Origin of the sequence: Streptomyces composti (assembly GCF_012034205.1) — a bacterium.
In the GTDB taxonomy this organism is placed as follows: Bacteria; Actinomycetota; Actinomycetes; order Streptomycetales; family Streptomycetaceae; genus Streptomyces; species Streptomyces composti.
In genome coordinates, this window is sequence record NZ_JAATEM010000028.1 from 1 (window position 1) to 25,747 (window position 25,747).

The 25,747-nt window shown below is 71.3% G+C and carries 20 protein-coding genes and 4 pseudogenes; 10 read left to right on the forward strand and 14 right to left on the reverse strand.

All coding sequences use genetic code 11. The features are described from left to right. The 8 genes from HCJ93_RS22110 to HCJ93_RS22145 form a co-directional block, all read left to right on the forward strand. A partial coding sequence (locus HCJ93_RS22110; RefSeq protein WP_167997529.1) for a nitroreductase family protein occupies positions 1-831 on the forward strand: 831 nt, incomplete at its 5' end. A 67-nt stretch (positions 832-898) separates the two neighbouring features. Then, positions 899-2,365: a class I adenylate-forming enzyme family protein gene (locus HCJ93_RS22115; RefSeq protein ID WP_167997530.1), complete on the forward strand. Its 1,467-nt coding sequence runs from the start codon at positions 899-901 to the stop codon at positions 2,363-2,365. A gap of 47 nt (positions 2,366-2,412) precedes the next feature. Next, positions 2,413-2,682 carry an acyl carrier protein gene (locus HCJ93_RS22120; protein ID WP_167997531.1) on the forward strand — a complete coding sequence of 90 codons (270 nt, stop codon included), beginning with the start codon at positions 2,413-2,415 and terminating at the stop codon, positions 2,680-2,682. Positions 2,683-2,699: 17 nt separating this feature from the next. After that, a complete protein-coding gene (locus HCJ93_RS29625; protein WP_373563602.1) occupies positions 2,700-3,389 on the forward strand; it encodes a dihydrodipicolinate reductase C-terminal domain-containing protein in 690 nt (229 codons plus the stop codon). Then, positions 3,386-4,150 carry a class II aldolase/adducin family protein gene (locus tag HCJ93_RS22130; RefSeq protein WP_167997533.1) on the forward strand — a complete coding sequence of 255 codons (765 nt, stop codon included), beginning with the start codon at positions 3,386-3,388 and terminating at the stop codon, positions 4,148-4,150. Before HCJ93_RS29625 ends, HCJ93_RS22130 begins: the two co-directional genes overlap by 4 nt. 130 nt (positions 4,151-4,280) lie before the next feature. Continuing rightward, complete coding sequence (locus tag HCJ93_RS22135) at positions 4,281-5,456, forward strand: MFS transporter (RefSeq protein WP_167997534.1); 1,176 nt, start codon at positions 4,281-4,283, stop codon at positions 5,454-5,456. Beyond that, positions 5,453-6,760 carry a condensation domain-containing protein gene (locus HCJ93_RS22140; protein ID WP_167997535.1) on the forward strand — a complete coding sequence of 436 codons (1,308 nt, stop codon included), beginning with the start codon at positions 5,453-5,455 and terminating at the stop codon, positions 6,758-6,760. Before HCJ93_RS22135 ends, HCJ93_RS22140 begins: the two co-directional genes overlap by 4 nt. 51 nt (positions 6,761-6,811) lie before the next feature. Next, positions 6,812-7,837, forward strand: a complete 1,026-nt coding sequence (locus HCJ93_RS22145) for an LLM class flavin-dependent oxidoreductase (RefSeq protein ID WP_167997536.1) — start codon at positions 6,812-6,814, stop codon at positions 7,835-7,837. Between the two features lie 38 nt (positions 7,838-7,875). Here HCJ93_RS22145 and HCJ93_RS29630 read toward each other — a convergent pair whose 3' ends face one another. The 13 genes and pseudogenes from HCJ93_RS29630 to HCJ93_RS22200 all read right to left on the reverse strand — a co-directional run bounded on the left by HCJ93_RS29630 (position 7,876) and on the right by HCJ93_RS22200 (position 21,541). Continuing rightward, entirely contained in the window at positions 7,876-8,022 is a 147-nt protein-coding gene (locus tag HCJ93_RS29630) for a hypothetical protein (RefSeq protein ID WP_240967762.1), read from the reverse strand. A 10-nt stretch (positions 8,023-8,032) separates the two neighbouring features. Then, a complete protein-coding gene (locus tag HCJ93_RS29635) occupies positions 8,033-8,119 on the reverse strand; it encodes a 4'-phosphopantetheinyl transferase superfamily protein (protein WP_309141481.1) in 87 nt (28 codons plus the stop codon). Further along, positions 8,116-8,987: pseudogene (locus tag HCJ93_RS22155) on the reverse strand (IS110 family transposase); the annotation flags it as partial. The pseudogene HCJ93_RS22155 and the gene HCJ93_RS29635, both read right to left, overlap by 4 nt. 11 nt (positions 8,988-8,998) lie before the next feature. Further along, a pseudogene (locus HCJ93_RS30340) lies at positions 8,999-9,234 on the reverse strand (IS1380 family transposase); the annotation flags it as partial. Between the two features lie 150 nt (positions 9,235-9,384). After that, a complete protein-coding gene (locus tag HCJ93_RS22165; protein WP_167997537.1) occupies positions 9,385-9,639 on the reverse strand; it encodes a hypothetical protein in 255 nt (84 codons plus the stop codon). A 261-nt stretch (positions 9,640-9,900) separates the two neighbouring features. Beyond that, positions 9,901-10,059: pseudogene (locus tag HCJ93_RS30235) on the reverse strand (hypothetical protein); the annotation flags it as partial. A gap of 47 nt (positions 10,060-10,106) precedes the next feature. After that, positions 10,107-10,754, reverse strand: a pseudogene (locus HCJ93_RS22170) (tyrosine-type recombinase/integrase); the annotation flags it as partial. 34 nt (positions 10,755-10,788) lie between these two features. Next, on the reverse strand, positions 10,789-12,324 hold the full coding sequence (locus HCJ93_RS22175; protein WP_167997538.1) for an RNA polymerase sigma factor: 1,536 nt from the start codon (positions 12,322-12,324) through the stop codon (positions 10,789-10,791). 763 nt (positions 12,325-13,087) lie between these two features. Continuing rightward, the gene (locus HCJ93_RS22180) at positions 13,088-13,975 is read right to left on the reverse strand and encodes a FadR/GntR family transcriptional regulator (RefSeq protein ID WP_167997539.1); all 888 of its coding nucleotides are present in this window, start codon (positions 13,973-13,975) and stop codon (positions 13,088-13,090) included. Positions 13,976-14,138: 163 nt separating this feature from the next. Then, on the reverse strand, positions 14,139-16,034 hold the full coding sequence (locus HCJ93_RS22185) for an ABC transporter ATP-binding protein (protein ID WP_167997540.1): 1,896 nt from the start codon (positions 16,032-16,034) through the stop codon (positions 14,139-14,141). A gap of 91 nt (positions 16,035-16,125) precedes the next feature. Further along, positions 16,126-16,884, reverse strand: coding sequence for an NUDIX hydrolase (locus HCJ93_RS22190; protein WP_167997541.1), 759 nt, complete (start codon positions 16,882-16,884; stop codon positions 16,126-16,128). 131 nt (positions 16,885-17,015) lie between these two features. Further along, entirely contained in the window at positions 17,016-19,253 is a 2,238-nt protein-coding gene (locus HCJ93_RS22195) for a glycogen debranching N-terminal domain-containing protein (RefSeq protein WP_167997542.1), read from the reverse strand. Positions 19,254-19,690: 437 nt separating this feature from the next. Next, positions 19,691-21,541 carry a DUF4192 domain-containing protein gene (locus HCJ93_RS22200; RefSeq protein WP_309141476.1) on the reverse strand — a complete coding sequence of 617 codons (1,851 nt, stop codon included), beginning with the start codon at positions 21,539-21,541 and terminating at the stop codon, positions 19,691-19,693. A gap of 138 nt (positions 21,542-21,679) precedes the next feature. Between HCJ93_RS22200 and HCJ93_RS22205 the strand changes: the two genes are divergently transcribed. Next, entirely contained in the window at positions 21,680-23,851 is a 2,172-nt protein-coding gene (locus HCJ93_RS22205; RefSeq protein WP_167997543.1) for a RecQ family ATP-dependent DNA helicase, read from the forward strand. A gap of 317 nt (positions 23,852-24,168) precedes the next feature. Beyond that, complete coding sequence (locus HCJ93_RS22210) at positions 24,169-24,783, forward strand: hypothetical protein (RefSeq protein WP_167997544.1); 615 nt, start codon at positions 24,169-24,171, stop codon at positions 24,781-24,783. 246 nt (positions 24,784-25,029) lie between these two features. On the opposite strand, the gene HCJ93_RS22215 is transcribed toward HCJ93_RS22210, so the two are convergent. Continuing rightward, positions 25,030-25,680, reverse strand: a complete 651-nt coding sequence (locus HCJ93_RS22215; protein ID WP_167997545.1) for a hypothetical protein — start codon at positions 25,678-25,680, stop codon at positions 25,030-25,032. Between the last annotated feature and the right edge of the window lie 67 nt (positions 25,681-25,747).

Below are 25,747 nucleotides of genomic sequence, written 5' to 3' on the forward strand. Positions count from 1 at the left end.
TCGGTGATATCCGTCGCCCCGTCCGGGCCCGCGCCGCGCAACGACCAGGTGTGGATCGCGGACCAGGCCGCCGACGCACCCGCCGACTCGCACGGCGCTATGGAGGAGTTCTGCTGGTCGCAGATACCGCAGGAGCTTCCCGAGGGCGGCGACCCCATGGCGCCCGTGATGTCCCGGCCTGTCGTCGACGCGGGGGACCGGTTGTCGCAGCTCCTGCGGATCGGCCGCCACGAGTGGCGCCTGCTGGCCCGGCTCCGCCGCTCGTGCAAGACGTTCGCCCGTGAGGCCACCGACGCGCCGGACACGGCCGCCGCCCTGAACACACTGCTCACCCCGCTTCCGACCGACCTCCAGGTGTCCGAGGGTAAGCCGGGCGCGGGGCTCAGGATCTCGGTGGTCGTCGCGCCGGGCCCGGTCGCCGACGCATGCCGCGCCTGGCTGCCCAGCGCCGACATCCGGCTGATCGTCTCCGAGGTCGTCGCCGACCCGGACGGTATGACCCGCCTCTGCCAGGGGCAGGGCCATATCAGCGCGGCGCAGGCGCTCGTCCTCTTCCACGTGCCTCGTGACCGGTTCCTGGTGCCAGGGCGTCCGCAAGCCCTCCGGGACCTGCTGTTCCAGGCCTCTGCCGCTGCGCAGCTGCTCTATCTGGGGGCGACCCGACAGCGCGTCGCGGTGACCGCGGTCGGAGGCTTCGACGCCTACGGGCTGCGCGAGGTCGCGGGCCTCGGGAGCGACGAGGAGGTCGTCTACCTCTTGGCGCTGGGTGCGGACGGCGGGGGCAAGGAGAAGACCGACCGCCTGGCCATCGCACACGCGCACGGCGAGTGAACCGGCGCGGACGCACCGCTCAAGTCAGCACCGGCGTACCGCCGGGCACGTTCCGGGAATAGGTTTCATGGGTGTACTGAAAGAAGTCTTTGCGGATTCCGCTGCCCTGCACGGTGACGCGCCTGCATTGGCCGATGCCCGCTGTGCGCTCACCTACCGCGAGCTGGACCAGGTGACCGACGATTTCGCCTCGGCGATTACTGACTGGTGGCGGGACGCGGCACACCCGTCCGCCGAAGGCCGAGCACGGGTCGTGCTCTACGCGTCCAATTCCACACGCTACGTGGCGGCCTACATCGGTCTGCTGAAGGCCGAGATGGTGCCGTTCCTGGTCGACCCTGCTCTCGGCGCTGAGGAGATCACCGGGATTGTTACGCGCTGCGGGATCGACGCCTTCGTCCACGACCGCGATCTGCCGGGGAACGTTCTGTGCGGACCGGTCACCCATTTGGGTGGGCTACGGCTCTCCCGGGTCCAGGACACTGGCCGCGGCCGCCCCGAACTGCTGGCGTCGACGGAGGTCTGCCGGTTCACGTCCGGCTCGACCGGCTTCCCGAATTGCATCGAGTTCTCCGGCACCGCCGTGCACAACGCTGCGCGGGCGTGGCTCTCGGCGACCAGTCTGGAGCAGGGCGAGCGCGTACTGTGCTTCGCTGGCCTGTTCAACGGCCTCGCCTTCAACACATCCCTCCTGCCGTCCCTCCTGGCGGGTGCCACGCTCTGGGTGCCATCCGGGATACCCAGCTCGGGGCACGTCATGAGGTTCCTCCGGCAGGTCGAGCCTACTCGGCTCACCGGGTTCCCAGCCCTGTACGAGTCGCTGCTCCGACGTAACGTCCGGATCCCCGAGCTGGCCACCCTCCGGGCAGCGCTGTCCTCGGCCGCGCCCCTGCGGCCACAGACGGCGCTCGACCTCAAGGAGCGCCATGGCCTCGCCGTCTGCAACTACTACGGCATCGCCGAGGTGGGGCCCCTGACGTACGACCCTGAGCCGGGCACCGAGCGTGGGGTGGGGTATCCGCTGCCTGGGGTCGAGTTCGCCTTCGGAGACGGCAGCGACGCGCAGGGACGGATCCGGGTACGCAGTACCTCCATGGGGTCCCGTTACTTGAACGCGCCGGGCGTGCTGGAGGACCTGCTCGACGGGAACGGGTACTACCTCACCGGCGACGAGGGCCGCATCGAGAGCGGGCGGCTGTACCTGCACGGTCGGCTGTCCAAGGGCATCAACATCGGCGGCCGTAAGATCGATCCGGCCGAGGTCCGTGCGGTGCTCGAGGCAGGGGGCGCGGCCGACTCCGTGGTTTTCTCCGCGAACAAACACAACGGGGACCCGATGCTCGTGGCGGTCGCAGCCGGTCCGCCGGAGCTGACCGAAGACGAGCTGCGCTCCTGGTGCCGGGCCAGGCTCGCTCCGTACAAGGTGCCCGAGCGGTTGCTGGTCGTCAGGGAGCTTCCGACAACCAGTCTGGGCAAGCCCCGCATGAACGCGGTACGGGAGATCTTCACGCAGGCCGCAGGATCCGGCTTCTGACGTTCCGGTCACCGGTCCCACTCACCACTGAGCATTGGAGAACCACCATGTCCAACCGCCAGCAACTGCTTGAGCGAAGCGCGGAACTCGTTGCCGCGGTAAGTGAGCAGGTCGTACCGAAGGAGAAGGCACTCGAACCCGGCCTCACCCTCGCAGATCAGGGGATGACCTCGCTGACCTACCTCCGGTTGATCGACGCGCTGGAGACGGAGTTCGGCGTCTACTTCGACTTCGACGAGGAAGAGGAGCGCCCTCTCAACACCCTGGACCAACTGGTCGACTACATGCTCGAACAGGGAGCCACCGGTGCGGGCTGAGACCCTGCGCATCGGGCATCGTCGGCGCGTCGGGGAGGCTGGGGTCGAGGCTGGTGGCCGCGTGCGCGGACCGCGGCGTTCCCGTGGTCCTCACGGCCACCCGCACCACCTGGGAGGACGTCCCCGGCACGCCGCCGACCGTGGTGATCGACGCCAGCCGGGGGGCGGTCCTGCCCCTCACCGCGGCGTACTGCCAGCGGGCCGGCGCCGCGCTGATCGCGTGCGCCTCGGATCTCGATTCCGAAGGAATCGACGCAGCCCGTGCGCTCTCCGCACAGGTGCCCGTGGTGCAGGCGACTAATCTGTCCATCGGCCACTGGCTGCAGAACCGGCTAACCCGTTCCGCAGCGAGCATCATGCGGAGGCTTCCCGACCCGCCGGTGGCGAGTGTGCTGGAGCGGCATACCGCAGCGAAGCGTGACCGGCCCAGTGCCTCCGCCCGTGCGCTCGCCGCCACCTGGGAGACGGCAAGCGGCGTGGGCGAGGTGACGGAGGTCGTGTCCTACCGTGCGGGCCTGGCCGTGAGCGAACACACCCTCGACCTGACGTTTCCCTGCGAAACGGTCTCCTTGCGGCACGACGTGCGGGACCTCGGAGCCGCCGTCTTCGGTGCGCTGGCGGCAGCGGACTGGGCCCATGACGCACCCGTCGGCTTCTACCTCATCAACGATCTGTTCGACCGACTCCTTGTGGAGGAGAGCCCATGACCGCTGTCCCGGAGACTCTGCCCCCCATCGCCCAACGGCTGCGGATCCAGGTGGCGATCGCGGCGCGCTCGCTCTCGCTGGGCGGGCACGACGACTTCAACCAGGGCCAGGTGTCGGCCCGGATCCCCGGCGCGGACTACTTCCTCATCAAGAGCGCGGTCACCGGCTTCGACGAGTGCACGCCCGAGGACGTGATCGCCGTTCCACTCGACCACAAGGCCCCGGCCTCGCCCATGGCCCCGCCAGAACTCCCGCTGCACCAGGCGGTGTACGAGGCACGGCCCGATGTCCACGCCGTGGTCCACAGCCACTCCCCCTACGCCCTCGTCTTCGGAGCCTCCAACCTCGAACTGCGCCCGGTCTCGCACGACGGCGCGTACTTCGAGGGGTGTCTGGAGCGGTTCACGATGACTAGCAACACCATCCTGGACATGGAGACCGCGCGCGGCGTGGCCCGAGCGCTCGGCGGCAACCCGGCGGCACTGCTGCGGAACCACGGTAGCGTGGTCGTCGGCAAGTCGATCCGGCACGCGACCGTGCACGCGCACACCCTGGAGCGCGCGTGCCGGCTCCAGCTGATCGCCGAGCAGATTCCGGGCGGCTACCACACCTCGACGCCGACCGACGTCATGGCCAAGCGCGAGTTCATCTACGACGACCTGTCCGTGCGGTCGTACTGGGACTACTGCGTCAGCCAGGTGCGCCGCAGGTGGACCGAGGTGTCATCGTGGACTGTCGGGTCATCCTCCCGCGCTGCCTGACCCGAAGCAACCGCCCAAGGAGAAGGGCTCGTTCCGTATGGAAAGCACCCCAGGACAGGGGCCGTCCCTCGCACCGCCCCTCGTCGCCTCAGGGCGCGCGGCAGGACGTGACCGGGCTGACCTTGCAATCTTGACGGCATGCCAGTTCCTGTTCTACATGGGTGTGAGCGTGGATCTCACACTCACGGCCATGGCCGGGCTCTCGCTCGCGCCGACCGTGGCTCTCGCGACGCTGCCGTTGAGCGCCATGACGGTGGTGGCGATGGTCTCCAACTTCGCAGCGGGGATGCTTAGCACCCGCTTCGGGCACCGCAAGGTGCTGGCGGCCGGCGCGGTCCTCGCCACCGTCGGCGGACTGATGTCCATGTGGGCGATGGAAGTCCGCAGCTTTGCCCTGCTCTGCGCGGGTACCGCCGTCGTGGGGACCTACAAGGCGACCGGAGGATACTTCCGGTACTTGGCGGCAGACCGCGCCCGGCCAGGGCGGCGGGAGCGGGCCGTGAGCACGGTGCTGTGCGGAGGGGTCGCGGCCGCCATACTGGGACCGATTGCGGCCACAGCGTGCAGTGATCTGCTGCCTGCTAAGTACGCGGGGGCCTACCTACTGGTTTCAGTCCTCGCGGCGGGGGTCGTCCCGCTGGTCGCGCTGGTCCGGTCGGACCGGCCTGCGCCAGGGAAGGAGACCGCGGCAGCGCCCCCGGCGGCCAAGGCCGTCGTGCCGGTTCCCGTCAGGACGGCCGCACACACCTCTGCCTTCCGTATCGGGCTGGGCGCCCTGACCGTCGCCGGCTTCGTCATGACGCTGCTAATGGCGGCCGGACCGCTGGGCAGCGCGCACGCAGGGCACTCGGCGGCGGACAGTGCGCTGATCATCCAGTGGCACATGGTGGGCATGTTCGCGCCGTCGCTGTTCAGCGGGCGGTTGAACACCCGCCTCGGCCCACGGCCCACGGCGATCCTCGGCGGCCTGATCCTCGGTGTTGGAGCTCTGGCCGGCGCGGCGGGCACCGGTATGTCGTCCTTCGTGATCTCGCTGGCGCTCATCGGGGTGGGCTGGAACATCTTGTACGTGGCAGGAAGTGCCTTCGTGGTCCGCTGCTACCCCCCTGGCGCGGGCGGCCGGATCCAAGCCGTGGTCGAGGGGAGCACCGGCATCTTCGCGACCGTGGCGTCCCTATCCTCCGCCCCCCTCTTCACCAGCCTGGGATGGCAGACCCTCAACGTGCTCGCCGCGCTACCCCCGCTGGCCCTGTCCCTGTTCCTGTGGGTGGCTCCCCGTCCCCTCGACAGTTCTCAGGAGACATGATGGCCGTCTCGTCGGGTCCCTTGACCTTCGGCCAGCTCTCCCTGTGGCGCAGTGTGCAGCACCTGCCGCGGGAGCGCCGCCATGAGGGCAACCTCGCCACCGTCTGGACGCTGCCGGACGGATCATCCGCCGATGCTGTCACCGAGGCGTGGCACGAACTCCAGGCCCGTCACCCATCCCTGCACACCATCTACCGACTGTCGGACCCCCAAGAGCCCCAGCAGGTGTTGCACCCGCACGCCAGCCGTGTCGACATCTCCACCGTGCAGACGGCCGCGGGTGGCCGGGACGCCGAGGAGGAGGCCCGGCGCGTCGTGGCGGCACTTGCCACGGAACCCTTCGACCTCACCAGTCAATACAGCTTCCGAGTTCGAGTGTTGGAACGCCGTGGGCGTGCAACCCACGTGGCGATGGTCCACCACCACCTCGGCGCGGACGGCATGGGAAAGGCCATCCTCTGGGACGATCTGACCGCCATGTTGGCAGGCCGGGAGCCGCGGACCCCTGCGTACTCGCTCATCGGTCTGGCCGAGGAGCAGCGCTCCGCCACTGGGGCGGCCCGGCACCGCGCCGCCGTCCGGCACTGGGAGAAGATCTTCACCGCCTCGGCGGCCCGGAACGCCCCCCTAGCAGGGGCCGAGGCCGGGGCGGAGACGGAGACCCTTCAGGTCTGCCTGCGCTCGCGCCGCTCCCGAGCTGCCGCCGCCGTGCTGGCAAACCGATGGGAGCTGTCGGTGCCCACGCTCGCGCTGACGGCCTATGTCGCCGCCGTGGCCGACGTGCAGAAGGTGCGCTCCCTGCCGATGTGGTTGCTGTCCGCCAACCGGTTCACCCCCCGCTGGGAACGCTGTGTCTCAACCGTGAACCAATGGACCCCCACTCACGTCGAGGCGACCCCGGAGGCCGGATTCGCCGAGTTGGCACGGCTGCTGCACCGGCGCGGACTTCAGGCTTACCGGCACGGGATGTACAACCCGGACGCGATGGCCGAGGTACGCGGCAGATTTCCGGACCGCGCGGCAAAGGTTGAGCACCTCTGGGCGGTCAACCACATCATCGATCCGTTCTCGGCGGACTCGGTGGTCGCGGACGGTCGGGCTGAGGCGGCACTGACCTGGGAGCCCGTCTTCCAGGCTCTTGGCCCCCGCTTCTATCTGCGGATCACCGATAACGGCCGGGACAGCTGGGCGCTGCGCCTGCGGGCCAGAGGGCTCGCCCGGGACGACCTCGCCTGCATGGTCCGCCGTGTTCACGAGGTGCTGATCGCCGAGGCACAGCGCGCGGAGCCCGCTGACGCCGCCTGAAGCTCCCGGCGTGCCCGAGGCACGGCCGGCCGACCGCTGGAGAAACACACCATGACCCCTCGCCGTTTTGACGTCTTCGGGACCGCTCTGTCCCCGCACCCACGTGAGGGCGAGCCTCTGCCACTCGTCACCGAACTGGCCGCGCGGGCTGAGGAGTACGGGCTGGACGGCCTGCTGGCCTTCTACAACCATAAGAACCTCGACCCGTGGGCGGTCGCCTCGGCAATCCTCAACCACACCAAGGCGCTCACTCCGCTCGTCGCGCTCCAGCCCTACGCGCTCCCGCCGTTCACCGCCGCCAAACTGATCCACACCCTCAGCCGACTTCACGGGCGCCAGATCGACGTCAATCTGATCACCGGCGCCGCCAACGAGGAGCTGATCCAGGTGGGTGAGACGCTCGACCACGACCAGCGCTACGAGCGGGCGGTCGAGTACGCAACCGTCCTGCGGCACCTGCTGTCCTCGGACGAGCCCTTGGTCCACGAGGGTCGCCACTACCGGTACCAAGGGCTACGGACTCACTCCCGGTTGGAGCCGGAGCAGCGGCCGCGCATCTTTGTCGCGGGCTCCTCCACAGCCGGCAAGCGCGCCGCGGCCCAGATCGGGGACATCGCTGTCACGCATCCCGAGCCAGTGGATGCCTTCGCCCAGACATTCCTCAGGGAGGACGGCACCGGTCCGCGCACCGGCATCCGGATCGGCTTGGTGGCCCGGCCCACGGACGACGAGGCATGGGAGGCGGCCCACACGCTCTACCCAGGCGACCGGATGTCCGAGCTGAAGACCGCCATGCGCAAACGCTCGGAGTCTGACTGGAGCCGCAGGCTGGCATATTTGGCCTCCGGCAAGGAACAGACGTACGACGAGGTGTACTGGACCGGTGCCTACCGGGCGGACAAGGGCAGCATGCCGCTGCTCGTGGGGAGTTACCGCAAGGTGGCTGCTTACCTGGACCGCTACCTCGCGCTCGGGGTAGACACCGTGCTGCTGGGCGGCCTGCTCACGGAGGAAGACTTCCGACACAGCGCCGTGGTGCTCGACGGACTGAGGTCGGGCGACCTCGTCGCCGGGTAACCCATCGCACGGTCGCGCGTACCTGCCGGGCGGATGTTTCACCCGGCGGGCACGGTCACGGCCGCCGCGACGATACCGTGGGTGGTCCATTTGCCCCGCAGCCCGGTCAACGGGGCACCCACCACCGCCGGGCTCGGCACGGACAGCCACACGCGGAAGCCGTAGCCGTCCCTATCGAACTCCACCCGGGCCTCATTAGAACCCCAGCCGACTGCCGGTGAGCGGGGACCACGCCTTGTACACAGCCTCCTTCGCGCAGAACAGCAGCCGGTCCCAGCGCACCTCCGGGCGGTCAGCCGCGAGACGGGCAAGCGCCGTCCGCTCCCCTGGGCCCGGCCTTTGTCGTAGTAGGTGCGGGAGCCGGGGTCGTGCAGTGCGGCGAGGGCCGGAACATGGGCCGTATGAGCTGCCGGTTTCCGCCTCGGGGTGCGTGTTCGCCCTGGATCGAGTTCCCAAGGACTTCGTTATCGGGGCGAGGCCGGCGTAGGAGACGAGGTGGGCGGCGGTGGGGAAGCTGGTGCCGTCGCCGACGGTGACCAGCAGGATGGCGGCGGTCCTGACCGCGCCTCCGGCATCGAGGTCAGGACCTGGGAAGGAGGGGTGCTCCTCCAGCAGAGCGGCCTTGGGTCTGATCGCTTCGGCGAGTCTGCGGCGGCCGCCCTTTCACAGCGCGGCCGAGGAGCCGTAGCGTTCCAAGCAACCAGGTGACGGCGGGGTGGTCCAGGCGGGGGCCGAGGACTCGCTCCAGCGAGGGGTGGAACTGGGTGAGCAGGCCGCGTATCCGGTTAGAGGTGCGGGTGGCTTCGGCCGCGAGGTCCTCATCGAAGCCGACCAGCACGGTCAGTCGGCGGCGAGAGCGCAGGGTATGCGGCACCGTGCGAGCGGCGTCGATGACCGCGGCGTCCTTCGCGTCGGTCTTCGCCTCGCCCGGGCAGATATCGGCGATCCTGCGCATCGCGGGTCCCGGCAGCTAGGCGACCTTGCAGCCGGCGTCGCGGGTGACGGTGAGCGGGAGGGCGCCGATGGATGCGGGCTGGTCGACGATGACGAGGACGGTGCCGGACGTCGCGGTCTTGTCGAAGACGGCCCGCAGCTTGGGCTCGCTGTTGGGCAGCTGCTCTTCGAAGATCTTCTTGCCGGCCGGGGTGAGATCCGTGACCGTCAGTCCGGGTTCGGGAATTTCCAGCCGTGCGAGGCACCTGTGATCACGTCCCTCCACGGCCAGTGTCGGGCGAGCTGCTGGATGCGGCGGCGCCTGGTGGTGACGAGAGCTGGGCGGCAGCGGAGAACAGCCGCAGTCGCAGGTCGACGGCTGGATCATCTTCAGCCAGATCTGGTTCTGCGCCGCGTCATGCAAGGCGCAGGTTGCGCAGGCCGGTGGCCCGTGCGGCGCGGACCACAGGACACGGTCTTGAGGCATCTGCAGCGATCTGTGCGAGGACTCATGTGGGAGCGGGGTAGCCGGAAGAGCAAGGAGCGGGTCGAGGCTCCAAGAGGGCTGCCCATGAGGTCCGGAACGCTCGCACTGTCACCGCCGGCCGTGCCACCTACGTGCTGGAGTCCTGAGCGCGGCGCTTCATGGATGACTTCAGGGCCAGGGTCTGGAAGTAAGCCCGTCGCGCCGCCTTGGCTCGCCTGGAGCGCTCCTGGGGCGTCAGCCGGCCCTCCGGGTCTACCTGCTTCTCGAAGCGTTCGAGGAAGGCGTCACGGGCCGACTGGGTCGCCTTGGAGGGGTCGTCCTCCTTGGCCCACCTGGCGTACGCGGCGGCCCGCGCCTTCGTGCTGCGCTGCTCCGGGGTCATGATCACTCTATTCTGTTGTCTCGATCAGCATCTGTTCGATTTGGAATAAATCTTGATCTTGTGGTCAATCGCTGTTGCACACCGTAAACCGTGCGCCGTGGATTGAAACGCCCAGAGCCCACGTGATCGGTAAGCAGGGGTGCGTATGGATCACCAGTCGCCCAGGTTGAGCTTCCTCGACTCGCTGATCGCCCGCCGCTGGCTGGTCGCCCCGGTGTATCGGTCGATCATGTCCCGGCGCTCCCACCCGAACATGTGCATCAGCCCAGGCTCGGAACCTCCGGCGTCCAGCCACCTGCCGGCCGCCGTGTGTCGCAACACGTGTGGGGTGAACTGTTCGACGCCGGCGGCCTTGGCTCGAAGCTTGAGGGCGCTGTACAGGGCCTGGTAGGAGAACCGCGCTGCCGGTCGCCCAGCCACAGTTCCGGCAGATGTGCCATGCGGTGGGTGCTGCGGCCCCGACGGACGTAGCGGTCGATGGACAAGCCGGTCTTGGGACCGAACGACACCGTCCTACCCTTGCCTCCCTTGCCCCGCCGTACGACCGCTTCGCCAGCCCGCAGGTTGATGTCCTCGGTGGTCATCGCCACCACCTCGCCGGCCCGCATGCCGGTCTCGGCCATCAGCCGGATGATCGCCTCGTCACGCAACCCACGGAAGTCGTTGCCGCACACCTTGGCCAGGCGGTTCAGCTCGTCCTCGTCCAGCTCGGGTATCACCTTGCGGTCGAGCTTCGGGGGCTTCAGCGTCGCGAGGGCGTCGACCTCGATTTCGCCCTCGTCTGCCAGCCACGCGGAGAAGCGTCGTACGGCAAGCTGCCGTGACCTGGCCGTAGCGGCGGACGCCCCGGAGTCGAGCAGGTGGGCCACGAACTTGTTCACCGGGGGCCTGTCGAGGGACGGCTCGCACCCTTCCTGCTCCGCCCACCGGATGAAGGCCTTCACCCCGTCGCTGTACGTCTTCATCGTCTGGGGGCTCTTCCTCTCGGCGGACAGATGGAGCTGCCAGGAGTCGAGAAGTGACTGTATGTCCCTTATGTTCATGGTCGCCGATCCTACGTCGATATCTTCAGTAGGAGCGCTGTGCTCAACCAAAAAGGCCCCGGCCCGCACCATAAGTGCAGGTCAGGGCCCTTTTTAGCGTCCGGTCCTAGTCGAGGTAGTCGCGCAGCACCTGGGAGCGGGAGGGGTGGCGCAGCTTCGACATCGTCTTGGACTCGATCTGGCGGATGCGCTCACGCGTCACGCCGTACACCTTGCCGATCTCGTCGAGGGTCTTCGGCTGACCGTCGGTGAGACCGAAGCGCATGGAGACGACGCCCGCCTCGCGCTCGGACAGGGTGTCGAGCACCGAGTGCAGCTGCTCCTGCAGCAGGGTGAAGCTCACCGCGTCGGCCGGGACGACCGCCTCGGAGTCCTCGATGAGGTCGCCGAACTCGCTGTCGCCGTCCTCGCCCAGCGGGGTGTGCAGGGAGATCGGCTCGCGGCCGTACTTCTGGACCTCGATGACCTTCTCCGGGGTCATGTCGAGCTCCTTGGCCAGCTCCTCCGGGGTGGGCTCGCGGCCCAGGTCCTGGAGCATCTGGCGCTGGACGCGCGCGAGCTTGTTGATGACCTCGACCATGTGCACCGGGATACGGATGGTGCGCGCCTGGTCGGCCATCGCGCGGGTGATCGCCTGACGGATCCACCAGGTGGCGTACGTGGAGAACTTGTAGCCCTTGGTGTAGTCGAACTTCTCGACCGCGCGGATCAGGCCGAGGTTGCCCTCCTGGATCAGGTCCAGGAAGAGCATGCCGCGGCCGGTGTAGCGCTTGGCCAGGGAGACCACCAGACGGAGGTTGGCCTCCAGCAGGTGGTTCTTGGCGCGGCGGCCGTCCTCGGCGATGATCTCGAGTTCGCGCTTGAGCTTCGGCGCCAGCTTGTCGGAGTTGGCCAGCTTGTCCTCGGCGAACAGACCCGCCTCGATGCGCTTGGCCAGCTCGACCTCCTGCTCGGCGTTGAGCAGGGGGACCTTGCCGATCTGCTTGAGGTAGTCCTTGACCGGGTCGGCGGTGGCACCGGCGGCGGCGACCTGCTGGGCGGGCGCGTCGTCCTCGTCCTCGTCGGAGAGCACGAAGCCGGCGCTCTCGGCGCTCTCGGGCTCCTCGGCGACCTTGGTGTCCTCGAGGACCTCGTCGTCGACCAGCTCGACGTCGTCCTTCTTGGCCGCCGCCTTCTTGGCGGTGGCCTTCTTCGCCGCGGTCTTCTTGGTGGCCGCCTTCTTGGCGGTGGTCTTCTTGGCAGCCGTCTTCTTGGCGGGTGCCTTCTCCTCGGCGGCCGGCTCGGCGGCGGACTCCGCGGCGGGCGTGGCGGTGGCGGTGGCCTTGCGGGTGGACGACGCCTTCGCCGCGACCGTCTTCTTGGTGGCGGTGCGCTTGGCCGGACTCTTCGCTGCGACGCTCTTTCGGGTCCGCTTGGGCTCTGCGGCACTGACCATCAGCGTCACACCCTCTTCCTCGAGGATCTGGTTGAGGCTGCGCAGTACGTTCTTCCACTGAGTGGCCGGAATCTGGTCAGCTTCGAAGGCCCGACGCACGTCATCGCCGGCGATCTGCCCCTCAGCCTTTCCCCGCTCAATGAGCGCCATGACAGAGACGGACTCGGCGATCTCCGGCGGGAGCGTACGGGATGTGCTGGCCGACACGAACAACCTCTCGGAACGTTGGAAAACGGCTTCCGGCTCTGCCCACCGTGGGCAGGAGCCGACCGCCGGCTTGGGGATGGGCCGACGGCGCGGGCGGGCGCCGGGGAGAAGCACAGCGCCATGAACGGCGTCCGTATTCCCTCCGCGGCTGTCACCTCTTAGGTCATCGCGTTCCTTCCAGGAGCGTTACGCCCATTCCGCGTGGCCCGAGTCACATCCCATAAGCGCCCATAAGTTGTCATTAGGGGACAATTACGGCCACTGGTGGTCGAGACCGTCACGCCGAGGCATCGCGATGCGGTCCCGGAGCGGCCCGGCCGTCCCCCGTGGCAGCCGGTGCCGCGTCCTCCGCGGCACCCGGCGCCCCGGCGGGGTCTCCGGTCCGCGGGGATCGTCCCGCACCTGCCCGTCTCATCCCACGATCACTTCACATCCACCCCCTACCCGCTGCCGGACACCCCACCCCTACCCGGTGCGGAACACCCGATTCCTGTCCGGCACGGAGACCGGATGCCTGTCCGGTACGAAAGATCGGATGCCTGTCCCGTGCGGAAGACCGGATGCCTGCTCTCTCGTCCGGTTGCCCCTGATCCTGTCCGTGATCCTGTCCGGGGGTCCCGGCCGGCGGCGGGTTCCCCCTCACCGTCGGACCCCGCCGGATCGGCGAGGATCCCGCGGGGTCCGACAGGAGGGCGGCCCGGCGTCCGGGCGTTGCCACAGGAGGGGGATGGCAACGCCCGGCGGGGCCGCGGGCGGAACGCGGTCAGTGCTCGCGGGGGGCGGGCACCACGCGTTCCACGTCGGGGTGGACCGTCAGGAGCTGGCGCATGGCCGCCTCGGCCGCCGCGCCGTCGCCGCTCGCGAGAGCGTCGACGATCCGGCCGTGGTGCGCCACCGAGGACTCGTTCGGCCGCTCGCAGCCGGTGACCGGGCCGCCCGAGACCTGGAGCGCGGCGGAGACGATGCCGGACAGGTGCTCGAGCATGCGGTTGCCGGCGACCTGGATCAGCAGGGAGTGGAACTCGGAGTCGGCGCGCGCGAAGGTGAGCGCGTCGCTCTGGGCGACGGCGTGGCTCATGATGTCGACCATCGCGGACAGCCGCTGCTGGACGTCCTCGCGCCCGTGTCCGGCGGCCAGGCGGGCGGCCAGCGGCTCGATCGTCCAGCGCAGCTCGCTCAGCTCACGGCGCTGATTGTCGCGCTGCGGCCCGAAGGCCCGCCACTCGATGATGTCCGGGTCCAGCAGGTTCCAGTCGCTGACGGGGCGCACCCGGGTGCCGACGTTGGGGCGGGCGCTGACCAGGCCCTTGGCCTCCAGGACGCGGAGCGACTCGCGGACGACGGTGCGGGAGACCTCGAAGCGCTGGCCGATCTCCTCGGGCACCAGCGGGCGGTCGGCACCCAGGTCGCCGGAGACGATCATCTGTCCCAGCTGCTGGACGAGTTGGCCGTGCAGTCCGCGGCCGCGGCTGCCCGCGGCCCGCCGGCTCACCCGGTTCAGCTCGGGGTCCGCGCCGTCCCAGACGGGTGCCCCGCCGCGGTCGACGGCGGGCGCCTCCTCAAAGGGGTAGCGGTCGAGTTCGCCCGGGCTCGCGAGGCCGGAGTCTGCGGAGCGGGCGGCGGTCATCATGGTGTGCGCAAGGGTACTCACGCATCCTTTGTCGGCGCCGGTTCCAACTCCCTTGAGGGCTTTGGTGAAAAGCACACGAAAGGGTGATCGCTCACGCCGTCGCAATTGACGCCTTATCGGAAAGAAATGGGCTTTCCCCGGGGAGTTGTGCGCACGGGCGAACCGATATCGGCATTGACGGTCGTCATCGGACCCGGCTGCGCAGATTCGTGAGCAGATATGCGCACAGCAGCGCGGCGACCGACAACGCCATTGCCCCGCCCACGGGTTGAGCGACCAGCCGCAGAACGCCCTCGAGGTAGCGCTCCCCGCCGAAGGGCCACCCGAGCGGGAACAGCTCGCGCACCCGTGCCGGGAATCCGGCCGCCGCACGCACCGACGACCCCCGCGACACCCACTGCACGAGCGGCACCACGAGCAGCGGCACGGCGAGCACCGCGGCCAGCCCCGCCGCGGTGGACCGGAAGACCCCCGCGGCCAGCACGCCGGCCCAGGCGCAGCCGGTCACCAGCCCCAGCCAGCTCGCACCGAGCGCGAGCCAGTCGTCCGGCACCTCGACGAGCTCGCCCCCATGGATCAGATAGAGCACCTCGGCGTCGCAGCCGACGGTCAGCACGGCCAGCAGCAGGGCGATCAGGGAGGCCACCAGGAGCTTGGCGGTCAGCAGCCCGAGCCGCCGTGGCACCGTGCCGCGGTCCGCCGCCAGGGCGGGGTGACGGAACTCGTCGCCGAAGGCCAGCGCGCCGAGCAGGCCCGCCCCGAGCGCCGCGGGCGGCAACGGCAGCTCCCGCGGCCAGGCGGCCAGCAGCCGCGGCTGCGGCGTGTGCCCGAGCCGCGCCGACAGCACGGCGGTGAGCACGGAGGCGATCAGGACCGCGGCCCCGATGCCGAACCCGGTGCCGATGCCGGCCGCCCGCCGGATCTCGTAGCGCAGCGGTCGCAGCGGGCCGGGCGCGGGGCGGACGGTGATGGGGGGCGGAAGCTCGGAGAGCGCGGCGGGTGCGGGGGAGGACACATCGGCGGTCCCGGGGGTGTCGGAGGCTCCTGGGGTGTGGCGGAGCGCGGTGCTGTTGGCTCCTGCCGATGCGCGCGGCCGGCTGCCGGCGGGTGCGGTGGCTGGGCTTTCGGCGACGGAGTCGGCGGCCCCCGCCACTCCGGCGTCACCGGCCGGGGAATCGGACGTCTCGGGCGGGGGCGTTGCGCCCGGGCCCATGTCTCCGATCTCGTCCGCGAGTTGGTGCACCACGATGCCGTGCCGGAACGCCGTCTCGCCGACTGCGGCGCAGCTGCTGCCGTAGACGGAGAGACGGTTGCCGTCCTCCTGTACGACCTCGACCGAACGCCGCGCGGCGCGGGCCTCCTTGGCCAGCAGGGCCGAGAGGCGGGCGGCGTGCGGGCTGCGCACGCCGACGCGGGGCCGGAGCCGGGCGCGCGCGAAGTGGGCGGTCTCCTGGTCGGCGACGACCCTCCCCTGCTCCAGGGTGATCACCCGGTCCGAGATCCGGGCCGCCTCCTTGGGGTCGGCCGTGGTGCACAGCACCGTGCCGCCCTGCTCCGCGTACGTCCGCACGACGCCGTACAGCCAGCGGTTCTCACGGACGGAGAGACCGTGCGCGAGGTCGTCGAGGACGAGCGTGTGCGGGTCCGCCAGCAGGGCGCAGGCCAGGCCGAGACGGCGGTCGAGTCCACGGGAGAGGGTGCCGAGCCGTTCGTCGCGCAGGCTCACCAGGCCCATGGTCTCCAGCACTTCGTCGGCCCGGCGGGCGGGCAGTCCCGCGGCGGCGCACAGCATGCGGAGATGTCCCCGCACGGTGCGGGCCGGGTGCCCCGGCACCTCGCCGAGCAGTACGCCGACCTCGCGGGCGGGGTGGTCGATGCGGTGCAGGGGCCGGCCTCTGAAGTAGGTGATGCCACGGCCGGGTTGCAGCTCGAGCATGAGTCGCAGCGTTGTCGTCTTGCCGGCGCCCGGCGCTCCGAGCAGCACGGTCACTCGCCCCGCGGGCGCCTCGAAGGAGACGTCGTCGACCGCGGGCGGCAGCTCTTTGCGGGGGTTGCTGGTCAATCCGATGGCCTGGATCATCCGAAGCAAGATAGCGCGCCAAATCGGATTTTTCGGGAATCACCGGGCCTGCCGGGACGACCTTGGGCTGCCGCTGCCCACTGGAGTGCTCTCACACCTCGGGGCGCAGCATCGGCGGGTTGAGCAGGGTGGCTCCGCCGGCCCGGAAGAGCTGGGCGGGGCGGCCGCCCTGCCGGGTGGTCGTGCCGCCGGTGGGCACGAGGAATCCCGGCGTCCCGGTCACCTTCCGGTGGAAGTTGCGCGGGTCGAGGGCCACTCCCCAGACCGCCTCGTAGACCCGGCGCAGCTCGCCCACGGTGAACTCGGGCGGACAGAAGGCGGTCGCCAGCGACGAGTACTCGATCTTGGAGCGGGCGCGCTCCACACCGTCGGCCAGGATCTGGGCGTGATCGAAGGCCAGCGGCGCGACCGGCTCGCCGTCCCGTCCGTACCCGCCCTGCTGCAGCAGCTCGTCCACCGGCGCCCAGCGCGCGTTGCTGGCGTCGCCCCCGGCGCGGGGCGCGGGCAGGTCCGGGGCGAGCACCAGATGCGCGACGCTGACCACGCGCATTCGCGGGTCACGCTTGGGGTCGCCGTAGGTGGCGAGCTGCTCGAGATGTGCACCGTGGTCCTGCGTGGGGGCGGCCGGGTCGTGGACCCGCAGCCCGGTCTCCTCGGCCAGCTCGCGCGCCGCCGCCTGGGCGAGGTCCTCGTCGGCCCTCACGAAGCCGCCCGGCAGCGCCCAGCGCCCCTGGAACGGCGGCTCACCCCTCCGCACCGCCAGTGCACACAGGGAGTGACGGCGTACGGTCAGCACGACCAGGTCCACGGTGACGGCGAAGGGCGGAAAGGCTGACGGGTCGTAGGGCATGTCCGCGATCATAGTCGTCTGCCTGACGATAAACACTCCCTTCGTCGGTCGCTTACCTGACCGATCCACTTCGGTCCGCCGTGCCCCGGCCGGCGGTGCCCCGCAGCCGCCCGATCATGGCTCTGTCCAGGTCACACTCCCAGTTGCAGTTCTTCCGCGGCCTCCTCGACCATGGCCATCCCCAGCCGGCTGACGCGCACGGAGAAGGGTGCGCCGGCCACCCGCAGTCCGGTGAGGACGATCTCGCCCAACGGCGCGCTGGACATGGGGCGGAGGGTGACCGTCCCGGCCGGGGCGTCCGGGCGGAGGCCCACGAGAGTGGCGAGCAGCAGCACACCCGCGGCCGCGGCCGTCGCGGCGGGGCGGCAGGCGGCCGGGTGCGGGAGCGGAGCGCTCCCCTCCGCACGTCTCCGACCCGCGTACATCTCGGGCAGCCGGTAGTCGAACGCCTGGGCCGCACCGAGCACTCCGTGCAGCAGCGAGGCCGCCTCGCGTTCGTGTCCGGCCGCGGCGAGCCCGGCGACGGCGAGTGCCGTCTCGTGGACGCGTACGGCACCGGCGCGGTGGCCGAAGGGGTTGTGGCCCGGGTCGTCGGCGGTCAGTCCGCGCAGCCCCCACCCCGTGTCCATCGCGGGGCCTCCGAGGAGCCGGGCCAGTTGCTCGGTCTGCTGCTTGTCGCAGAGGCCCGGGGCGAGTTCGCCGCCGCCCAGCAGGCCGGTGTCGAGGAGGTGTACCGCCCAGCCGCCCAGGTGCGGCACGAGGGTGCCGTCCGGTCTGCGGGCCGCCGCCGGCCGTCCGCCGCCCGGGGCGTCGACCCGGAAGTCCTCGCGGAACACCTGCCGGAGTTCGCCCGCCCACTGCCTGAGTGCGTCCGCGCCCGGTCTGCCGCAGGCGTCGAGGAGATCGGCCCCGAGGACCGCGGCCCGATGGGCGTGGGCCTGCGTCTCGCTGCGGAGGGGAGCGTCGGGGCGCGGGTCGGGCAGGTAGACGCCCTCGCGGCCGTCGCCCGCCGTGTTCCGCAGCCAGGCCAGGCAGCGTTCGGCTGCGGGCAGCAGTTCCTGCGTCTCGCGCTCGGGCAGACCCCAGCGGCGGGCCTCGGCCAGCAGGACGGGGAACAGCAGGGTGGCCTCCGTGCCGGTGCAACTCGGCGGGAGGTGCGGCCCCGCGTCCCGGCGGGGGCCGGGGATCATTCCGGACTGAGGGCCGGGGCCGGTGATCTGGGTCCGGGCGAGGGAGCGCAGGGTGCCGGCGGCGAGGCCGGTGCCGAGCGGGAGGGCCATGCGCGCCGCGGCAAGTGCGTCCGCCGGTGCCGGACCGCACCGCCAGGGCGCACCGGCCGCCGCACAGACATCCGTGGGCTGCACGGGGTCCCGCAGCAGCAGCGCGCGGAGGTCCTTGATGCTCGTCCGCAGCAGCGCGGGGCCCCGTGGGTCGTCCCCCGCCGCCCGGGCCGACGCCAATGGGCCGTTGGCCGCGTGGCTCACCGCGCGCAGGGGTGGCGCCCCCTGCATCCGCACCCGCAACTCGATGCTCGCGCTGCCGCCGGGCGGCACTTCGAGTTCCCAGCGCAGCAGCCCGGCCGAGGCGAACGCGTCGGAGGCAGGGGGGTCGGCCGTGACGTGGGCGGCTGTCCGGCTGCCGGTCCAGCGCAGACCGGAGGCGTGGACCCCGGCGGGCAGCTCCGGTCCCGCACGCCCCGCCGCGATCGCTCCGAGATCGGCGAGGTCCGTGCCGAGAGCCACCTCGACGGGCAGGCGCAGCGGGCGGGCTGCCGCGCTGTGCAGGGTGATCCGTTCCGTGCCGTCGGCCGAGCGGACGCGTTCGACGAGGAGGTCGGGGTCCGGACTGCCGTGCGGGGTGCTGCGCAGGGTTCCGGTGAAGCGAGCGCGGTCGGCGCCGGCCATCCCGGCCTGCAGGGCAAGCGGTTCTCTGCCGCCGATGCGGAGCAGGCAGCGGGAGAGCAGACGCCGCCCGGCCCGGTAGAAGCCCTCAAGTCCGCGACCGGCCAGCTGCCCGTCCTCGGCGGAGATGGCGAGCCCGGGCAGTGCGACGCAGGTCAGGACCTTGTGCGCGGGCGGCAGTTCACCGACGGGCTGCCGGGCAGCACCCGGGGCACCGTGAGTGGGCGCACCCGGCGGGCGGGTCTCCGGGCGGCCGGGCGTGGCGCCGGGTGCCGGCGGGCCGGTGAGCCGCGCGGCCGTGGGCGGCGGGGAGGCTGCCCGGTCCGCCTCACCCGGTGGTGTCGTGGAGCCGAGGGACTCGGCCGTGCCCGGCCGTGAACCGGCGGGGGTCCTGGTCGGTGCGGCGCGCCCGGCCTCGGAGGAGGGGTCGTCGTCGGCCAGGGACCGGGGCGGACTCGGCTGGTGCATGGGACGGCTTTCTGTGTGCTCCGGTGACCCTGACCGCACACGCCGCCGAAGGGCTCCGGGCGGGCAGGGGCTGCACGGCGTCGCGCCTCGTCCAGGCGTTCTGCCACTCAGGCGAACGGCCACGGCCCGTACCAGGTCACGCCCGCGGCCGGGTGACCGCCACCGCGGCCCGCTGGTCGCGTACGGTCCCCGCGGGCAGCTCACCGTCCGTTTCAGCCACCCCGTCCAGGACCCTTGCCAGTGGCAGTCTTGCGGGCACCGGCCGCCTCGGCACAGCCCTTCGTTCGGCGCCCCGGACACCCCGACCGGCCCGGACACCCCGACCGGCCCGGACACCCCGACCGGCCCGGACACCCCGGACACCCCGATCGGCCTGGCCGGCCCGGCTCCGAGCCGTGCCCGGATCCCTGCGCCCAGTCCCTGGCTCACCCCGTCCCTCACTCGCGTCCCCCGTCGCCGTCCTCCATGCCGCTCTGACGCGCGCTTTCCTTCCTGCTCCGGCTGCTCCGCAGGTTCTGCGGTCGCCTCCTGCCTTCCGGCCCGCCCCCGGGACGTGTGCGGTCCGCCGGCACCGAGCCACGCTGGCGTGGAATCCGTGCTCCCGAGCGCACCGCTTGCCTCCGCGACCGGCGCGTCGAACAGCCGTCTGTGGCACCGGGGTCGCTCGTGCGGGGCCGGTCGTGCGCGGAGGTCTGCTGCGAGCGAGGGGCGGGCTGCCTGGTCTCCGACCGCTCGCGGTTGAGGCGCTCCGCACGGAGACACCGTCGGACGGACTCCGGATCGAGCCCTTCGTTGCAGGCCTGGTGCAGCAGGCGGGCGAACAAGTACTCGGGGTCGGCGCCCAGTGCCATGGCGAGGGCTTCCCTGGCCTCGAGTTCGTCTCCGGTGGACCAGGCGACCCATCCGGCCAGAGTGAGAGGTGCCGCCGCGTGCTCGGAGTAGGGGCCGACGCAGCGCCGCGCGAGTGCCCGCCACAACCGGAGCGCCTGCGCCGCGGTCTCACCCTCCATCCATTCGGCCGCGCGGTCGCGGGTCGTGCGGTCCTGCAGTCCGAGGATCAGCGTCGCCGCCTCGTCATGGGTGATCAGTGCGTCGTCCCGCAGATCCGTGTCGAGGGGACGGCCCACCGGCGGGACCTCGGCGAGCCGGCCCATGATGCACTCGGCGAGCCGCAGTGTCTCCTCAGCGACCTCGTGGCGCCCCTTGGGGTCGAGGATCCTCGGGATCAGTGTCAGTCCCGCCGCGTCCAGGGCGACTTGCTGTTCCCGGGCGGCGGTCTTGTCCCAGGGGAGCAGCCTGGCCCGCAGCTCGCGGAGGGTGCCGCGCACTTGAAGTCCGGCGTAGGCCGCCGCAGCGGCCAGCACCGAGGTACCTGGCAGGCCCATGGGCGTGCCCTCGGCCGGGCAGCAGACCTGGTTGTCGCAGCAGTAGGACCAGAAGCGGCCGTCGGAGATGCACAGGGCCTCCACCACCGGTACGTCGAGCCCTCCGCACTCCAGACGCAGGGCCTGGGCGAGTGGCCGGAGCCGGTCCTTGACCTGCCGCCCGATTTCGCCCGGGGCAGGTTCCTGGCAGAGGAAGGCGACCATCTGCTCGGGGCGGGCGCCCCGGCGTTCACTGCCGGTGATCAGCCCGTGAGCCAGCTGCCTGGCCGCAGCCGGCCAGTCGTCCGCGTCGGCCGGAATGCCGAGCCTCGCCCGGCCGCCGAACCTGCCGCGTCCGTCCTTGTCGTGCAGGGCCACCAGAACGATGCTGTCCTCCGGCCGGTATCCGAGCAGATAGGGCAGGGCGTCGGCGAGTTCCGCCGGCGTGCGCAGGGTGACCTGCTGCTCCTCGCCTTGGCCGACATAGGCGGTGCAGGCGGGCCCGTCGACACGGTGGACAGGATCGCCGACCGGTCCCCCGCGGTCCTCTGCGCGCTCACCCGGTCCTTCTTCGCGCGCGCTCTCCCCGGCGGTGTCTCTCTCGCCGGTGGCTCCGTCGCTCCCGGCGGTGGTGTTGCTCCGGCACCTCAGACCGCTGGTCCCGTTGCTGTTGCCGCGGCTGCTTGCGCCGTCGGCCCTGTCGCCAGAGCCGTCGCTGCTCCCGCCGTTCCCAGCGATGTCGCTCCCCCCGCTGAGTCCGCCGTCTCCCCCGACGTCGTCGCTCCTCAGGATGTCGCCGCCTCCCCCGACGTCGTTCCTCAGGACGCCGCCGCCTGTCACCATGCCGCCGGACGTCGCGGTCTCGCCGCTTTCCGAGCTTTCAGCGCTTTCGGAGCTTCCGGTCGTTTCGCTGTGCTTCGTCATGCGAGAACGATCTCGCGGAATGCAATCTTCCGGTTCTACCTGTGGACAACTCCTGCCAAGGACACGTCACAACCCCTCTGACCTGCCCGTTCGCTCCTGCTCCTCCGGCTGTCACTGCCGTCCTGTTGTATGGAACGCATGGAGCACACCAGCAACGCGGATCTCCGGGCAGCCGCCGATGCCGTCCTCGCCCGTCTCGTCGGGGACACCTCGGGTGAGGCGAGGCTGCGTGAGGACCAGTGGCGGGCCATCGAGGCACTGGTCGCGGACCGGCGCCGTGCCCTGGTCGTCCAGCGCACCGGCTGGGGCAAGTCCGCGGTCTACTTCGTGGCCACGTCCCTGCTGCGCGCGCAGGGCAGCGGTCCCACGGTGATCGTCTCCCCGCTGCTGGCACTGATGCGCAACCAGGTGGAGGCCGCGGCGCGAGCCGGGATCCACGCCCGGACGATCAACTCCTCCAACATCGAGGAGTGGGACGCCGTCAAGAGCGAGATCGCCGCCGGGCACGTGGACGTTCTGCTGGTGAGCCCCGAGCGGCTGAACAATCCGGAGTTCCGTGACGAGGTGCTGCCCGAACTGGCCGCCACCACCGGCCTGCTCGTGGTGGACGAGGCCCACTGCATCTCCGACTGGGGCCACGACTTCCGCCCTGACTACCGCCGGCTGCGCACCGTGCTCGGCGACCTCCCGCCCGGCGTGCCCGTGCTGGCCACCACCGCCACCGCCAACGCGCGGGTGACCGCGGACGTCGCCGAGCAGCTCGGCACCGGCGGCAGTCCGGACGCCCTGGTGCTGAGGGGCCCGCTGGACCGCGAGAGCCTCAGCCTGAGCGTGCTCCGCCTCCCGGACGCCGCCCACCGGATGGCCTGGCTCGCCGATCACCTGGACGAGCTTCCGGGCTCGGGCATCATCTACACCCTCACCGTGGCCGCCGCCGAGGAAGTGACGGCGTTTCTGCGGCAGCGCGGCCACACCGTCGCCTCCTACACCGGCAAGACGGAGAACGCCGACCGGCAGCAGGCCGAGGAGGACCTGCTCGCCAACAAGGTGAAGGCCCTGGTGGCCACCTCCGCGCTCGGCATGGGCTTCGACAAACCCGACCTGGGCTTCGTGGTGCACCTCGGCTCCCCCTCCTCCCCCATCGCCTACTACCAGCAGGTCGGCCGCGCGGGGCGCGGGGTCCGCCACGCCGAGGTCCTGCTGCTCCCGGGCAAGGAGGACGAGGCGATCTGGGAGTACTTCGCCTCCCTCGCCTTCCCCTCCGAGGAGCTGGTGCGCCGCACGCTCGACATCCTCGCGAGCTCGGACCGTCCACTGTCACTCCCCGCCCTCGAGCCCCTGGTGGAGCTGCGCCGATCCCGTCTGGAGACGATGCTGAAGGTCCTGGACGTGGACGGGGCGGTGCGCCGGGTCAAGGGCGGCTGGATCGCTACGGGCCAGCCGTGGACGTACGACGCCGAGCGCTACGCCTGGGTGGCCCGCCAGCGCGAGGCCGAGCAGCAGGCGATGCGCGAGTACGCGGAGACCACCGGCTGCCGGATGGAGTTCCTGCAGCGGCAGTTGGACGACGAGACGGCCAGGCCCTGCGGCCGCTGCGACAACTGCGCAGGTCCCCGGCACACCGCCGAGACGTCCGCGGGCGCGCTGGCCGCCGCCCGCGACGACCTCGGCAGGGCGGGCGTCGAGGTGGAGCCCCGGCGCATGTGGCCCACCGGCCTCCCGGCGATCGGCATGGACCTCAAGGGCCGCATCCCCGCGGCCGAACAGGCGGCGCAGGGCCGGGCCCTGGGCCGGCTGTCGGACATCGGCTGGGGCAACCGGCTGCGCCCCATGCTCGCCGCCCAGGCCCCGGACGGGCCGGTGCCCGACGACGTGGCCCGCGCGGTGGTGGGGGTGCTGGCCGACTGGGCCAAGGGACCCGGCGGTTGGGCCTGCGGAGAACCGGACGCCCCGCCCCGGCCGGTCGGCGTGGTCACCGTCGCCTCGCACACCCGGCCCCAGCTCATCCAGTCGCTCGGCGCACGCATCGCAGAAGTCGGACGCCTGCCGCTGCTGGGCACCGTGGAGTACACGCATGACGCGCGCCCGCACCAGGCGTCCCGCAGCAACAGCGCCCAGCGTCTGAAGGCCCTCGACGGAGCGCTGACCGTGCCGCCCGCACTCGCGGCGACGCTCGCCGACGCACCGGGCCCTGTTCTCCTCGTGGACGACTACACGGAGACCGGTTGGACCCTCGCGGTGGCGGCGCGGCTGCTCAGACGGGCCGGTGCCGCGGGTGTACTGCCGCTGGTGCTGGCCGTACAGGGCTGACGGCTCGCCGCTGCCTGCCGGAAAGGTGCCGGAACTCTCCGCGCACGCCTCTGGACGCGGCGCAGCCATGTGCCGTACGAACGTGTCGTGCTCGAACGCCTCGTGCGTGACCCGGTCACTCCCTTCCAGGGATATAGGGCACTCAACGTCACATAGCGGTCTGCCGCCTCAATTGCTCATTGCCGCATCCAAGTTCGACAGGAAGAATTGAAGGCAGCACCCGCACGGCTCGTCTGCCGCTCCGGTAGGTCTCAGTTGCGTGCGCGCTCCCCCGAATCCGACCCGCCCGCAGTGTGGGCGTAGCCGAAGGGAGGACCGTGACCTTCGGATTCGCTCCGTCCTCGGCGGCTTCCTTGTCGACGCCCGCCGCTTCCGCCTCTCGTGTGCTCGAACCCGCGGAGTGGGCCGCTGCCGGAATTCCCCTGCTGCGCAACCCGCGTGAGGTGGTCAGCGGACTGCACGCTCGGCACCGTCCCACTGTGGCGACCGCGGTCGTCGCCGTGCTCGATCCGGACGAGCGGCTGCGGGCGAGCGCCTCGTTCACCCGGCGCCCCGCACCGGCCGACGGCTGGATGTTCCGCAACGCACTGCTGGCGCAGCTGCGCCGCGTGATCCCGCACGATCTGCGCCGCCGCACCCCCGTGCGCACCGCGGTCCTGATGTACTGCCGTGAGGGGGATGCGCGCTGGACGGAGGAGGACGGCGCGTGGATGTGGGGGCTGCGGGACGCCTGCACACTGCACGGACTGCGCTGCGGGGCCTACATCACGCTGACCCGCGACGGCTGGCAGGTGCTGGGCGAGGGCCGCGGCGGACGCCGCCCCAGCGCCGACTCGGCACCGGAGCCGTTCGCCACCTCGGAGTCACCGCCCCGCATGCCGCGCACCGGCGGCGCGGCATCCGAGATCCTCCGCCGCGCAGCGGCCCGCTGAACGGTACCGGGCCGACTGCTGAGCAGTACACCGGGCCCGCATGCCGACCGCTTCACCGCCCCTGGTGGCTTCTCCCGCCGCTCCCTGCGCACGAACGTCCCGCGCCTCCCGACCTCGGCCCGGCCGACCGGTCCCCGCTGAACGCCGTTCGGCGCCCGTGCGCCGGGCGAAAGGCGGTGAGACGACCCTGACTTGAGCTCGGCCCCCGCGTGTGACCGTCCGCCCGCCGTGGGCGGAGGCGTCCGCTCAGACGCCCGCGCCCAGCACCGAGTTGATGCGCTTCGGGTCGCCGCAGACGATCAGCAGGGAGCCGGCCCTGGAATGGGCGAGGGACAGAGCGGAGGCAGCAGCGGCCTCCGTGCCGCCGTTGACCGCCACCACGACGACCGGCCGCTGGGCGGCGCGGTCGGCGACGGCTGCGTCCACGTAGAAGACGTCGTCGCCCGCGTCGTGCTGAGCCCAGTAGGAGCTCTCGCCGAAGGACAGCTCGTGGGCCGCCCACGGGTGCTGCTCGCCGGTGGTGATCACCAGCACGTCACCGGGGGCACGGCCGGAGTCCAGGAGCAGGTCCACGGCTTCCTCGGCGGCGTCGAGCGCCCCCTCGGCGGAAGCCGGGATCAGCTGGATCTGCGGCGTGGCCGCGGCCGGCGCGGCCGGGGACTGAGCCTTCGGACCGGGCTTCGGTCCGGGCTTGGGCGCGCCGGCCCCGTCACGTGAAGACCGTTGGGCGGGCGGCGTGGGCCTCAGAGGGCCGGGACGTCCGCCGGGACGCGACGGGGCCGCGGGGCGGGGACCGGGTACGGGGCGGGGGGTCGGCGCGGTGCGGCCGCTGGCCGGAGTGGCGCGGGGACCCTGGGCACTCTCGTGAATCTGAGGCTCCTCGGGAATGAGAGGCATGAGCTGATTTTTATCAAACGTTGGTACGGCTGGCGCCGCCGGGTGGCACTTGCGTGCGAGCGGAACC